Annotated in this window: 11 protein-coding genes; 5 read left to right on the top strand and 6 right to left on the bottom strand. The window is 67.6% G+C overall.

The features are described from left to right. Nucleotides 1-41 precede the first annotated feature (41 nt). Nucleotides 42-602: a DUF4360 domain-containing protein gene (locus OG205_RS15630; RefSeq protein WP_330276969.1), complete on the top strand. Its 561-nt coding sequence runs from the start codon at nt 42-44 to the stop codon at nt 600-602. Between the two features lie 251 nt (nt 603-853). Beyond that, the gene (rho, locus tag OG205_RS15625; RefSeq protein WP_330276968.1) at nt 854-1,879 is read left to right on the top strand and encodes a transcription termination factor Rho; all 1,026 of its coding nucleotides are present in this window, start codon (nt 854-856) and stop codon (nt 1,877-1,879) included. Here rho and OG205_RS15620 read toward each other — a convergent pair. Continuing rightward, a complete protein-coding gene (locus OG205_RS15620) occupies nt 1,860-3,338 on the bottom strand; it encodes an APC family permease (protein ID WP_330276967.1) in 1,479 nt (492 codons plus the stop codon). The two genes, rho and OG205_RS15620, sit on opposite strands and share 20 nt — an antisense overlap. An 81-nt stretch (nt 3,339-3,419) precedes the next feature. Between OG205_RS15620 and OG205_RS15615 the strand changes: the two genes are divergently transcribed. Then, nucleotides 3,420-4,559 carry a Glu/Leu/Phe/Val dehydrogenase dimerization domain-containing protein gene (locus OG205_RS15615; RefSeq protein ID WP_330276966.1) on the top strand — a complete coding sequence of 380 codons (1,140 nt, stop codon included), beginning with the start codon at nt 3,420-3,422 and terminating at the stop codon, nt 4,557-4,559. Nucleotides 4,560-4,568: 9 nt separating this feature from the next. Beyond that, on the top strand, nt 4,569-4,994 hold the full coding sequence (locus tag OG205_RS15610; RefSeq protein ID WP_330276965.1) for an SRPBCC family protein: 426 nt from the start codon (nt 4,569-4,571) through the stop codon (nt 4,992-4,994). Here OG205_RS15610 and OG205_RS15605 read toward each other — a convergent pair. From OG205_RS15605 to OG205_RS15585, 5 genes are all read right to left on the bottom strand, one after another. Next, on the bottom strand, nt 4,991-5,551 hold the full coding sequence (locus tag OG205_RS15605; RefSeq protein ID WP_330276964.1) for an EF-hand domain-containing protein: 561 nt from the start codon (nt 5,549-5,551) through the stop codon (nt 4,991-4,993). The genes OG205_RS15610 and OG205_RS15605 overlap by 4 nt on opposite strands. Before the next feature lie 17 nt (nt 5,552-5,568). Then, nucleotides 5,569-7,965, bottom strand: a complete 2,397-nt coding sequence (locus tag OG205_RS15600) for an excinuclease ABC subunit UvrA (protein ID WP_330276963.1) — start codon at nt 7,963-7,965, stop codon at nt 5,569-5,571. A 52-nt stretch (nt 7,966-8,017) separates the two neighbouring features. Continuing rightward, a complete protein-coding gene (locus OG205_RS15595) occupies nt 8,018-8,734 on the bottom strand; it encodes a GNAT family N-acetyltransferase (RefSeq protein ID WP_330276962.1) in 717 nt (238 codons plus the stop codon). A gap of 1 nt (nt 8,735) precedes the next feature. Further along, nucleotides 8,736-9,290, bottom strand: a complete 555-nt coding sequence (locus tag OG205_RS15590; RefSeq protein WP_330276961.1) for an EF-hand domain-containing protein — start codon at nt 9,288-9,290, stop codon at nt 8,736-8,738. 74 nt (nt 9,291-9,364) lie between these two features. Then, nucleotides 9,365-11,425, bottom strand: a complete 2,061-nt coding sequence (locus OG205_RS15585) for a hypothetical protein (RefSeq protein WP_330276960.1) — start codon at nt 11,423-11,425, stop codon at nt 9,365-9,367. Nucleotides 11,426-11,688: 263 nt separating this feature from the next. On the opposite strand from OG205_RS15585, the gene OG205_RS15580 reads away from it, so the two are divergent. Further along, nucleotides 11,689-12,468, top strand: coding sequence for a bestrophin-like domain (locus OG205_RS15580; RefSeq protein ID WP_330276959.1), 780 nt, complete (start codon nt 11,689-11,691; stop codon nt 12,466-12,468). The last annotated feature ends 24 nt before the right edge of the window (nt 12,469-12,492 follow it).

Here is a 12,492-nt window from a genome sequence, read left to right as displayed (position 1 = left end):
GGCCTCGATAGGTTCTTCCGCAGTGACGTGAGGAGGCCTCGATGCTGGTCGTGCTGGCACTGCTGGCAGCGCTCGTGCCACCGCCCGGCCCGGTGACGATCGACGTGGTCAGCGTCGGCGGGTCCGGGTGCCCGGCCGGCACGACGAACGTCGCCATGTCCCAGGACAACGAGGCGTTCACGGTCACGTACAGCGACTTCCTGGTGCAGGGCAACGGCAACGAGGCCAAGAGCAGCTGCACGATCGCTCTCAGGATCAACCACACGGCCGGGTACACCTACGGCATCGCGGCGACGGACTACCGCGGCTTCGCGCACCTCACGGACAAGGCGAAGGGCGTCGTGCGCAACGACTACTGGTTCCCAGGGTTTCCGACGCGGCACACCAGCCACACCTATCAGGCGCCGATGAGTGACAACTGGCAGGTCACCGACACGCCGAGCGGGGTCGCGCACGGGCCGTGCAAGGATCGCAAGCCGTTGACCGTCGAGACCGAACTGAAGCTCACCGGCAAGGGGAGCGGCAGTTTCATGACCATGGACTCGACCGACTCGAGTGTGAGCACGACGTTCCGGCTCTCGTGGAAGAAGTGCGCGGAATAACAAGCGGACGGTTGACGTTCTCTGCTACAGTCCGTTTGTACCCGGCGGTGCGCAGGTAAGCGCACGTAAGTTCCGATCAGCTGCTGGACGATCACAACGCCGCAGCCAACACCCCCGGCTTCTCACGCCGGTGGACCCACACATCAGATGCAGTCGGATCGACGGCATCTGCAGCGCTCTCCTCCCGTCGCACCCTGTGCGCGGAGTCGATGAAGCGCGTCTCGAACAACCCTCCTGAAAGGACAGACCCGATGCACATCGGTGTACTCGACGTACGTAACCACAAGGCGTTTCTCGTTGACGGGCCGCAGGTTCCGCAGAGTCTCGTGCGGCAGCACGACCTGCGGCGCGGCGACCAGATCAGCGGTGAAGCCGAGAACGACAAGCTCATCAGCGTTGACACGGTCAACGGGCGCAAGCCGCACAAGCGGCCACGGTTCGAGGACCTCACGCCGCTCTATCCCAACGAGCGGCTGCGGTTGGAGCACGATCCCAACGAGCTCACCAGTCGCACGATCGACCTGGTCATGCCGGTCGGCAAGGGGCAGCGTGCGCTGATCGTCGCGCCGCCCAAGGCCGGCAAGACCATTGTGTTGCAACAGATCGCGGCGGCGATCGCCAAGAACTACCCGGACGTCCACCTGATCGTGGCGCTCGTCGGCGAACGGCCGGAAGAGGTCACCGACATGCGCAAGACGATTCCCGGTGAGATGTTCACCTCGACCTTCGACGAGCACCCCAACGAGCACATTCGTGTTGCCGAGCTCGCGGTCGAGCGGGCCAAGCGGCTCGTCGAGGACGGGCAGGACGTCGTGATCCTGCTCGACTCGTTGACGCGGCTTGGGCGTGCCTACAACCTCGCGCAGCCCAACGGTGGCCGCATTCTCAGCGGTGGCATCGACGCCAGGGCGCTGACGCCGCCGAAGCAGTTCCTCGGTGCTGCTCGCAACATCGAGGACGGTGGCAGTCTCACGATCTTCGCCACCTCGCTCGTCGAGACCGGGTCGCTGGCCGACACGGCGATCTTCGAGGAGCTCAAGAGCACCGGCAACGCCGAGCTGAAGCTCGACCGCAAGGCCGCGCAGAAGCGGATCTACCCCGCGGTGGATCTTCACCAGTCCAGCACCCGCAAGGCGGACCTGCTGGTCGGGCCGCAGGAGCTCGCCATCACGGACACGATGCGCCGCGCCATGTCCGAACGCGACATCGACGTGCTGCTCGAAGGGTTGCGCAAGACCCAGAGCAACGCGGAGTTCCTCATGCAGATGTCGAGGTGACGTCGCGAGCACGGGTCGGGGAACCCAGTGCGTAGAACAAGAAGCCGAGGCCGATCACGATCAGCAGCGGAACCACCTGCGACAGCGTGTACTGCGTCCGTTCGCCCGCGAACGCCGTGGGCAGGTCCGGCGGCCAGATCAGCACCACGACGGTGAACCCGACCAGGCCGGTCGTCAGAATCGTTGTCAGCACGGCGAAAGGCGCGCGGAACGGGCGTTCAACGTCCGGCATCCGGCGGCGCAGCACCAGCATCGACGGGAACGTCAGCAGGTAGCTGATGAACGTCGTCGAGATCACCAGCGCCAGCCCGGCGGTGAAGTACTTCTCGGAGTCGCCGCCGGACAAGTTCAGTGCCGTCACCAGGACTACGGACGCCAGCAGTCCGGACAGGACGTTCACTCGCAACGGAGTGCCGTGACGCGGGGACAATCGGCCCAGATAGGCGGGCCCGGCGCCGTCCGCACACGCCACGGCCTGTGCCCGATGCGCGCCGATCGCCCACGAGACACCGGAAGTCAGCACGCCGATGATCAAGCCGGCCGCGCACACGCTTCCCAGTACCGCACCCGCGCCGGTCAAGGTGACGGTTCCGTCGGAGGAAACCGATCCGCCGTAGACGGTCAGCACCTGTTTGGCGGCGTCGATGAACCCGCCCAGGCCCTGGATCCGCGAGGCCGGCACCACCAGCAGAATCCCGAGAATCGGCCCTCCGTAGAGAAGAAACGCCGCGATGCCCGCGCGCAGGATCGCGAACGGTACGGTGCGCTGCGGGTCGGTCATCTCCTCGGTGGCGGTCGACGGGAGTTCGAAGCCGACGTAGTTGAAGATCAGCACCGGCACCAGCGCGACGAAACCCGTCCAGGTCGGCACGAAATCGCCTTCGGACAACGGTTGTACGCCGTTCTTCAGCGCGTAGACGACGACCGAGACCATGAAGAACCCCAGCAGCACGATCCGCGCGAACGCACCCGCGATGGGTACCCACTTGCCGATCCGCAACGACGCCGCGACGGCGAGAACGCCGGTCCAGATGAACGCCAGACCCGCGATGTGCTTGCCCGCCATGCCCAGCGGCAGGAAGAACGTCTCGAACGTCGTCACGGCGATGATCGCCAGCGTGCCGCCCATCCACAGCGGGTTGGACAGCCAGTAGAGGACCTGGTTCACCCCGGCCGCGAGCCGTCCGAACGCGAGCTTGGTCCACACGTAGGGACCTCCCTCGACGGGGAACGCCGTGCCTAGCTCGGTGGTCAGGAACCCGTACGGCAGGAAGAACACCACCGCCAGGATCACCATCCAGACGAGCCCCTGAGGGCCGTGCGCGGCGACGCTGCCGATCGTGTCCAGGCCGACGAGGGTGCAGAGCAGGTAGAACGTCACGTCGACGCGGCGCAGCGACTTGCGCAGGTGGGTGCGTTCGCCCAGCCAGTTTCCGCTGAGAGGCTGTACCTCGCTCACGGGCCCTCCAAGTGGTTGACTGATTCGTCAGTCAGTTATTCGGACCGCCGGTCACACGCTCGAGTCAAGGGGACGCGTTCGATGAGTTATCTCCAGGTCACGTGGATCGACCCGGCGACGGGAGCGCGTGGCTACCTCGTCATCGACCGGCTGGTGCGCGGGGTCAGCAGCGGGGGTCTGCGCATGCGTGCCGGTTGCACGCTCGACGAGGTCCGCGGCCTGGCGGAGGGGATGACCGCCAAGGAGGCCCTCAACTACGACCCCGGCGCGCGTTACGTTCCGCTCGGCGGCGCGAAGGGCGGCATCGACTTCGACCCCTACGACCCACGGGCGCAAGAGGTCCTCACGTCGTACCTGTACGCCATGTCGCCCTACATCGAACGCTTCTGGACGATGGGGGAGGACCTCGGGCTGCGGCAACAGGCCATCGACGTGGCGATCGAGAAGATCGGCCTCCAGTCGTCCATCCAGGCGGTCTACCCGCTGCTGGACGACGAGCAGAAGGCCAGGGAACGCCTCGCGAACGCCTTCGCGGTCACCGTCGACGGCGTCAGCCTGGATGAACTGGTCGGCGGCTACGGCGTCGCCGAGGCCGCGCTCGCGGGGATCGAGCATCTCCACCTGAGCAACCCCACCGCGTTCGTGCAGGGCTTCGGCTCGATGGGCGGCGCCACGGCCCGCTACCTCGCCAAGGCCGGCGTCAAGATCGTCGGGCTCGCGGACGTCCACGGTGTCATAGCAAACCCTGATGGGCTCGATGTGGAAACCCTTTTGCTGTCCCGGGATTCCCACGGCGCCATCGACCGGACGACACTGCGCTCCGAAGATCGAGAACTCGACCGCGACAGCTGGCTCGGCGTCGAGGCGGACGTCCTGGTCCCGGCCGCCACCAGCTACGCGATCGACAAGGACAACGCGCACCAGGTCAACGCCAAGCTGATCGTCGAAGCCGCCAACATGCCGGTGACGGCAGAGGCCGAGGCGAAGATCGACGCGTTGGTCATCCCGGACGTCGTCGCGAACTCCGCCACGAACTCCTGGTGGTGGTGGACCCTGTTCGGCGACATCGACGCCACGGCCGAGTCGGCGTTCGCGAAGATCGGCACGACCATGCGCCGGCTCGTCGCCAAGATCGTCGACAAGCCCTCACCGCGAGCGGCCGCGGCAGAACTCGCGGCTACCGCGGTGAAGGAGATCGAACAACGGTTCCGGCAGTCGTAGACTCGGCCGATGCCTGGCCTGCAGCACGCCATCACGATCGCGGCCCCGCCGGAACGCGTCTGGGAGGTGCTCATCGACGTCGAGCGCTGGCCGGAACGGATCTCGACAGTCGACTCCGTGGAACGCCTCGACGACGGTCCGTTCACCGTCGGCTCCAGCGCCCGCCTCAGGCAACCGAAGCTGCCGGAGGCGGTGTGGACGGTGACCGAACTGACCCGCGGGATGTCCTACACCTGGGAGTCGAAGCAGCCCGGCGCTCTCAGCGTCGCCTCGCACGTCGTCGAACCGCACCCGGACGGGACCCGGCTCACTCTCGCCGTGAGCGTGTCCGGGCCGCTGTCCGGGCCCGGCTGGCTGTTCACCAAGCGGCTGGCCAGGCGATACGTCGAGACCGAGGCCGCCTCGATCAAGAGCGTCGCCGAGACCCAGGACTAGTCGTCGAGCGGGCCGAGCAGCCACGCTCCCGGCCCGTCCAGGTCCTCCGAGAAGTAGTACGCCCGGATCGCCGCCAGCAGGTCCTCCGTGCCGATCAGCCCGTCGCCGTCGTGATCGAGCCGCGCGTGCACGGCCCGTGCGGCGTCCTCGGGCAGGTCGATCCACGCCGTGGTCCACCGCATGTACTCGTCCACGCCGAGCTGGCCGTCGCCGTCATGATCGGCGACGGCCATCAGCGCGTCGAGGTACGGCACGTAGATGTCGTCGAACGCCTCCGGCCGCTCCAGCAGCCCCTTCGCGAACGCGGCCTTGTACTCGTCCACGCTGATGCGGCCGTCGTCGTTGGTGTCCGTCATGGCGGAGAGGTGGTCCCACACACCCAGCAGGTGCTCCTGGAACCGCCTCGCCCGCCGGTCGTCCGGGCTCAGGCCGAACGCGGCGGTCGTCCGTGACGCCGCCAGTTCGAAGTCCGCTCGGTTGACGTACCCGTCCTGGTCACTGTCGTAGGTCTCGAACCTGCGACTGAGCTTGCGGTCCAGGAACGTGGTGATGTGCATGCCCCCTTGGTACCCGGTCAACGCTTCTTGCGACGCGCCGGGGCACCAACGTAATCAGCCAGGTGCTCGCCGGTCAGCGTGGAGCGGTCGGCCACGAGGTCGGCGGGCGTGCCCTCGAACACGATCTTGCCGCCGTCGTGGCCCGCACCGGGGCCGAGGTCGATGATCCAGTCGGCGTGCGCCATCACGGCCTGGTGGTGCTCGATCACGATCACCGACTTGCCGGATTCCACGAGCCGGTCCAGCAGCCCGAGGAGCTGTTCGACGTCGGCGAGGTGCAGGCCGGTCGTGGGCTCGTCCAGGACGTAGAGGCCGCCCTTGTCGGCCATGTGCGTGGCCAGCTTCAGGCGCTGGCGCTCGCCGCCGGACAGGGTCGTCAGGGGCTGGCCCAGCGACAGGTAGCCGAGACCGACGTCGTTGAGCCGCTCCAGAATCGCGTGCGCGGCAGGCGTGCGGGCCTCACCGGCGCCGAAGAACTCCACGGCCTCGGCGACGGGCATCGCGAGCACCTCGGAGATGTCGCGGCCGCCGAACTTGAACTCCAGCACGGCCTGGTCGAACCGCTTGCCCTCGCAGACGTCGCAGGGGGACTCGATCGTCGCCATGATGCCGAGGTCGGTGAACACGACGCCGGCGCCGTTGCAGTTCGGGCAGGCGCCCTCGGAGTTCGCGCTGAACAGGGCGGGCTTCACGCCGTTGGCCTTGGCGAACGCCTTGCGGATCGGTTCCAGCAGACCGGTGTAGGTCGCGGGGTTCGAGCGCCGGGAGCCCTTGATCGGGGTCTGGTCGACCACGATCGCACCGGAGTCGCGCGGCAGCGACTTGTGGATCAACGAGCTCTTGCCGGAGCCCGCCACGCCGGTGACCACCGTCAGCACCCCGAGGGGGACGTCGACGTCGACGTCACGCAGGTTGTTCGTGGACGCGCCGCGGATCTCCAGCACGCCGGTCTTCTTCCGCACCTCAGGCTTCAGCGACGCGCGGTCGTCGAGGTGGCGGCCCGTCACGGTGTCGCTCTTGCGCAACCCCTCCAGCGACCCCTCGAAGCAGATCGTGCCGCCGCCCCGCCCGGCGCCGGGACCGAGGTCGACGATGTGGTCTGCGATCGCGATCGTCTCGGGCTTGTGCTCCACGACGAGAACGGTGTTTCCCTTGTCCCGCAGGCGGAGCAGCAGGTTGTTCATCCGCTCGATGTCGTGCGGGTGCAGCCCGATCGTCGGCTCGTCGAACACGTACGTCACGTCGGTCAGCGCGGACCCGAGGTGCCGGATCATCTTGACGCGCTGCGCCTCACCGCCGGACAACGTGCCCGCGGGCCGGTTCAGCGACAGGTAGCCGAGGCCGATCTCCACGAACGAGTCCAGCGCGTGCGCGAGCTTGTCCACCAGCGGCGCGACGGACTTGTCCTTCACACCGCGGATCCAGTCCGCCAGGTCCGTGATCTGCATGTCGCACAGGTCCGCGATCGAGACGCCCTTGATCTTCGACGACCGGGCCGCCTCCGTCAGCCGGGTGCCGCCGCAGTCCGGGCAGGTGCCGAACGTCGCCGCGCGGTCCACGAACGCGCGGATGTGCGGCTGCAGCGCCTCGCGGTCCTTGGACAGCATGGACTTCTGCAGCTTCGGGATCAGGCCCTCGTAGGTCAGGTTGATGCCGTTGACCTTGATCTTGATCGGGTCCCGGTAGAGGAAGTCGTGCAGTTCCTTCTTGGTGTACTTGCGGATCGGCTTGGCCGGGTCGATGAAACCGGACTGCGCGAACGTCTGCACGGTCCACTGGTTGTCGACGTTGTAGCCGGGCACCTTGATCGCGCCCTCGAGGATCGACTTCGACTCGTCGTAGACCTCGGTCAGGTCGATGTCGGAGATCTGCCCGCGGCCCTCGCAGCGCGGGCACATGCCGCCGGTGATGGAGAACTCGCGGCGCTCCTTGACCTTCTGGCCACCCTTCTCGATCGTCACGGCGCCCGCGCCGGAGATCGAGGCGACGTTGAACGAGAACGCCTGCGGGCCGCCGATGTGCGGTGCGCCGAGACGGCTGAACAGGATGCGCAGCATCGCGTTCACGTCGGTCGCGGTGCCGACGGTCGAGCGCGGGTCGGCGCCCATCCGCTGCTGGTCGACCAGGATCGCCGTGGTGATGCCCTCCAGCAGGTACACCTCGGGGCGCGGCAGCGTCGGCATGAAGCCCTGGATGAACGCGCTGTAGGTCTCGTTGATCAGCCGCTGCGACTCCGCGGCGATGGTGCCGAACACCAGCGAGCTCTTGCCGGACCCGGAGACACCGGTGAAGACCGTCAACCGGCGCTTCGGGATCTCGACGTCGACGTCGCGCAGGTTGTTGACCCGCGCGCCCTGCACGCGGATCAGGTCGTGGGTGTCGGCATCATGCGCCGTCGGAGCTGTCCTGGTCATGGCGCAAAACTAACTCGCGCACCTCAGCTCTGCCTTCTTGATTCCTGATTGGTTAGACACGAATCCGGTAGTGGTACGTGCACACCTCGCGGAACCCCGTCCGTTCGTACAGCCGGAACGCCTTGGTGTTCGCCTTCTCCATCTGCAGGTACAGGTGGTTCGCCTCGCGCGCGGCTGCCCATGAGGCCAGTGCGGCCAGCACGGACCGTGCGGCGCCCTGACCACGTGCGTGCGGGAGTGTCGCCATGCCGAACACCCCGGCCCACCCCTCCTCGGCCACCGCGCGTCCCACGGCCACCACCTGGCCGTCCACCTCGGCGTACGCGTACGCGCTGGGGTGCTCGACGCGGCTGAGCAGGTCGCGTTCCGCGCTGACGTCCCGCTTGGTCACCTTCTGCCACGCCGCCAGCCACTGGTCGGTGGGTCTGGGCGTCACCTCGCCGGCGTCGGCATCGGCGTGGCGCAGCACCTCGGCGGTCGAGGCGATCTGCAGGGACATGTCATGACCCCGCGCATAACCCCTGTCCTCCAGTCGCAGGTCGAGGTCGTCCGCGCACACGCCCGGCGTGATCTGGAACCGCACCCCGGACCCGTGTTCGGCGCAGAACTCCTCGGCCATCTCGACCCTGTCCTCGCGGTCGTGCGGCAGCACCGCGCTGACCCACCAGGCGTCGTCGGGGGAGTGCCGCAGCCACCAGCCGCCCGCCTCTTCGACGTGTTCGGCGGGCTGGGCCCTGGCCGCGTACTCCTGCAGCGTCTTTAAGAGCACGTCAGTCCAACGACCCGAGCAGCCAGTTGCCGGCCTCGGCGGGATCCTCGGAGAAGTAGAACTCCCGGATCGCCGCCAGCAAGGCCTGAGTGGACAGCAGTCCGTCCTCGTCGGACAGCAGGTCGTGAATTCCGCGTGCGTTCGCCTCCGAGAGGTTCATCAACGCGCCGGTCCACGTCACGTGCTCTTCCAGAGTCAGTTTGCCGTCGTCGTCCTCGTCCGCTATCGCCATCAGCGCGTCGAGGAACGGCACATAACCCTCGTCGAACGACTCCAGCGTCTCCAGCAACCCGTTCGCGAACGCCTTCTTGTACTCCTCGACGCTGATCCGCCCGTCGCGGTCCTGGTCGGTGACCGCCGAGAGCTGCTCCCACAGCCCGATCAGCATGTCGTGGAACCGCACGGCTTTCGGATCGTCGTGACCTAAGCCGAATGCCTTCGTGGTGCGCTCGCCCGCCTGTGCGAAGTCCTCCCGCTCGATGAACCCGTCGCCGTCGGAGTCGTACGTCCGGAACCGGCGGGCCAGCTTGCGTTCCAGGAAGGCGGTGATCTCCATATTGCCCTTCTACCGCATTCCGCTCCGAAGTAAAACGCCTCTGTTAGTGCCGTGAATGCGAATTCTGCCGGTTTTCAACGGCGCCCCAACCCGGAGAACGCACTCGCGACGACCACCATGCCGATCATCCCGATTACCGCCGCGATGCCACCGACCGCCGGTTTCGACACCTGTTCGACATGCGCGACCGGGCGCGGAGGTGCTGGTTCGTCAGGTGCCGACACGCGAGGCTCGAGAGCGGGCGGCAGCGGGGCGCTCAGGGACTCGATCCGCACGACCGCGCTTTCGCTGATGGCCCCGGCGGCACCGGCGCCGGACACGGTCAGCCGCGAGTTGATCGGGGCGGTGGCCAGACAGGTGTAGGTGACGCGCTCGCGCGGTTGAAGCACCGGGAACTCCCGCTGGCACGCGGCGGGCTCGCCCTCCACGCGGACGTCGGCGATCGGCAGGTCCGACGGGTTGCCGACCGTGACGGTGACCGTGACGTCCTCGCCGTCGAGCGCACGGTCCTTCGACCAGGCCGCGCTGATCGTCAGCCGTGGGTAGACCACCTTGACCTGCACGGACGCCGACGCCTCGACCTTGCCGCCGATCTTGTCCGCCGCCGTGACGGTGGAGGTCAGCGCGCCGCTCTCGTCGCCGGCGGGAGCTGTGCAGTCCACCGTGGACGTCGCGCCGGGGTCGAGCTGTCCCTGCATGGGGTCACAACCCCGGGTCGCGCGGGCGGCGAGGCCGAAGAGCGGTGTGTCGCCGGTGTTCGTGACCGTCGTCGTGAACTTGACGGCCTGGCCGGGGAGCGAGGTCATCTCGTCTGACGTGGTGGTCGCTTTCAGCGCGGGGTGCAGCACGTCGACCGTTGTCGCCTTCTGCGTCGCGAGTGGATCGCCCGCCAGGCTGGTGCCGCTCACCGCGATCGTCGCGGGGTAGTCGTCGTCGGCCGCTGTGGACGAGCAGGTGCGTGTTTCGGTGGCGCGTGCGGCGATCGTGCCGATCTGCTGGCCGCACACGGTCACGTCGGCGGCGGGCGCGTCACCGACGTTGGTGATCGTCGCGGTCTGGGCGACGGTGTCCTCGGGATGCGCGGCGGGCGTCTCCGGGGCGACCGTCAGCGTGAGTTCCGGCAGTGGGAACGACCACGCGATGCTCTGGACGAGGAACGCGTCGTCCGCCCTCTTGAAGCTGAGTTCGGCGCTCTTGGTGCCGGGCTTGAGGGCGTCCTCGCTGATGGTCACCGTGCGCGCGTCGACGCTCATGTTGTTGGGGTACGCAGCACCCTGTGCGGACGACACGAACGCGTTGCGGTCGCCGATCGACGCGCCGTTGACCAGCATCTGGTCGCCGTCCGTGGCCCAGTCGCCCTCGTACGCGGTGATGCCCAGACGGATGACCCCACCTGCGGGGTGCGTCGGCGCGATCGGCGTGCTCAGCACGGGCTTCCTGGTGGGGAGGCGGACGTGTCCGCCGTGCACCGCGATGTGGCGCTTCGCGGGTACCGTCGCCGTGGCGTTCGCGAACTTCCACACGACCGTGAGCGACCATCCGCCGAAGCAGTCGAACCCTTGCGGCGCCCAGACGTTGCCGACCGTCACGGTGCCACTCGTCAGCGCGCGGGTGACGTCGGCTTCGGCGCTGTAGAAGGCGTTGTCGGTGTGGGAGAGCTCGTCCGGCGCGTCGATGACGAACTTGTCGGGGGCGACTTTGGTGCCGTTGAAGGTGACCGGGTCGCTTGGCGTTCCTGGCGGGTCGAGTGCGTCGCGGCAGGTCGCACTGCCTGCCCAGCCGAGCTTGGCGTACGCGATGGTCGCGCCGGCCGGGATGCTGAGTTCGGCGCTGGACGAGTTGACGGTCGCCGGGTCGGCGTCGACGTCGGTCCACGACATGCGGTGGCCGTTGTTCAGCGCGGAAGGCCCGTGCCCCTTGCGGTTCAGGGCGTCCACACAGGACTGCGGCGGGTACTTCGGATGGGGTCCGGCCTGCTCGGGCGTCGGGCAGGTGAGGACGGAGTTGCCGACGACCGTGACGTCTCCGTACACCGCCTCGTCGAACTGGGTGCGCCACACCTCGGCCGCGGCGACCGGCCCCGGCGTGAGCAGTGGGATCAGCAGCACGACGGCGATGAGGATCGGTACACGCATGCCACGCCTTCCGGTCGGGTCGGGGCACAGGTTGGCACGCTTCCCGGTGGTTGTCACCGCCCGTTGATCACGCCGTCCTCACTCTCCGTCGCGGTTGGCGGGGTGCGGTTCTCCTTTTCGTGTCAAAGGGTTGCGGTCTCGCGCTCCGATGTGGACTTGCTGTGTGCTTGATCAACGCCTCGTTGCTCTTGACGGGCGCACAACAGTGCCGGGAAGCGTGGTGTTGGTGGTCAAACGGTGTCCGCTGTGGGGAGATGGACCCCATGTGGACCGCGCTAGTCATCGTTCTCGCGTCGGTGGTCGTGACCGCCATCGCCTGCATCCTGTTCGGGCGCTCCCGTGCCCACGAGCAGGCCGACGACCGGGACGCCGACTCGCGTGGCTTCCTGGGCGCGGTGATCAGCGGCCTGTTCATCGTCGCGCTGGCGTTCTACGTGGTGATCGTCTGGGAGGAGAGCGGCGCCGCCGAGGACAACGCCTCCCGTGAGGCAGCCGCCGTGGCCGACGTCTACTGGCAGACCGCCGTCATGCCGCAACCGCAACGCGACCACATCCGCTCGCTGCTCACCGAGTACCCGAAACTGGTGGCGGACAAGGAATGGCCGCGACTGGCCGTCGGCGAGTCCGACGACACGACGACCGAGACGCTGAACTCGCTGCACTCCGAGATCCTGTCGCTGCCCGCGACGCCGGACCAGGTGAAGAGCGCGCGGGAACGGTCACTGGAACGGATGCGGGAGATCACCGACCTGCGGCGCGACCGGATCGACTCGGCCGGCGGGCTCGACAACACCGGTGTGCTGATGTTGATCGGCACGATCGCCGGAGCCGTGGGGATGATCGTGTTCCCGTTGTTGATCGGCTTCACGGCACGGAGGCGGCACGTGCTGCAGATGAGCCTGACGGCTGCGGTGCTGGCGTTCGTGTGCGTGTTGTGCGTGGGGATGACGCAGCCGTTCAACGGGGTGTTGCGGGTGGAGCCGGAGTCGTTCACGGGCCTGTCGGAGGAACTGGCCGGGATACCGGTGGAGGAGAACCGCTGAAAGTCTTAGAACCCTTCTACGTCT

The organism is Lentzea sp. NBC_00516 (genome assembly GCF_036346835.1).
Lineage (GTDB): Bacteria > Actinomycetota > Actinomycetes > Mycobacteriales > Pseudonocardiaceae > Lentzea > Lentzea sokolovensis.
This window is presented reverse-complemented; position numbering and strand designations above follow the sequence as displayed.

Bases quoted from the DNA above. Each gene is read 5' to 3' on its own strand.
- OG205_RS15630 (WP_330276969.1), top strand. From the start codon at position 42: ATGCTGGTCGTGCTGGCACTGCTGGCAGCGCTCGTGCCACCGCCCGGC.
- rho (WP_330276968.1), top strand. From the start codon at position 854: ATGCACATCGGTGTACTCGACGTACGTAACCACAAGGCGTTTCTCGTT.
- OG205_RS15615 (WP_330276966.1), top strand. From the start codon at position 3,420: ATGAGTTATCTCCAGGTCACGTGGATCGACCCGGCGACGGGAGCGCGT.
- OG205_RS15610 (WP_330276965.1), top strand. From the start codon at position 4,569: ATGCCTGGCCTGCAGCACGCCATCACGATCGCGGCCCCGCCGGAACGC.
- OG205_RS15605 (WP_330276964.1), bottom strand. From the start codon at position 5,551: ATGCACATCACCACGTTCCTGGACCGCAAGCTCAGTCGCAGGTTCGAG.
- OG205_RS15600 (WP_330276963.1), bottom strand. From the start codon at position 7,965: ATGACCAGGACAGCTCCGACGGCGCATGATGCCGACACCCACGACCTG.
- OG205_RS15590 (WP_330276961.1), bottom strand. From the start codon at position 9,290: ATGGAGATCACCGCCTTCCTGGAACGCAAGCTGGCCCGCCGGTTCCGG.
- OG205_RS15585 (WP_330276960.1), bottom strand. From the start codon at position 11,425: ATGCGTGTACCGATCCTCATCGCCGTCGTGCTGCTGATCCCACTGCTC.
- OG205_RS15580 (WP_330276959.1), top strand. From the start codon at position 11,689: ATGTGGACCGCGCTAGTCATCGTTCTCGCGTCGGTGGTCGTGACCGCC.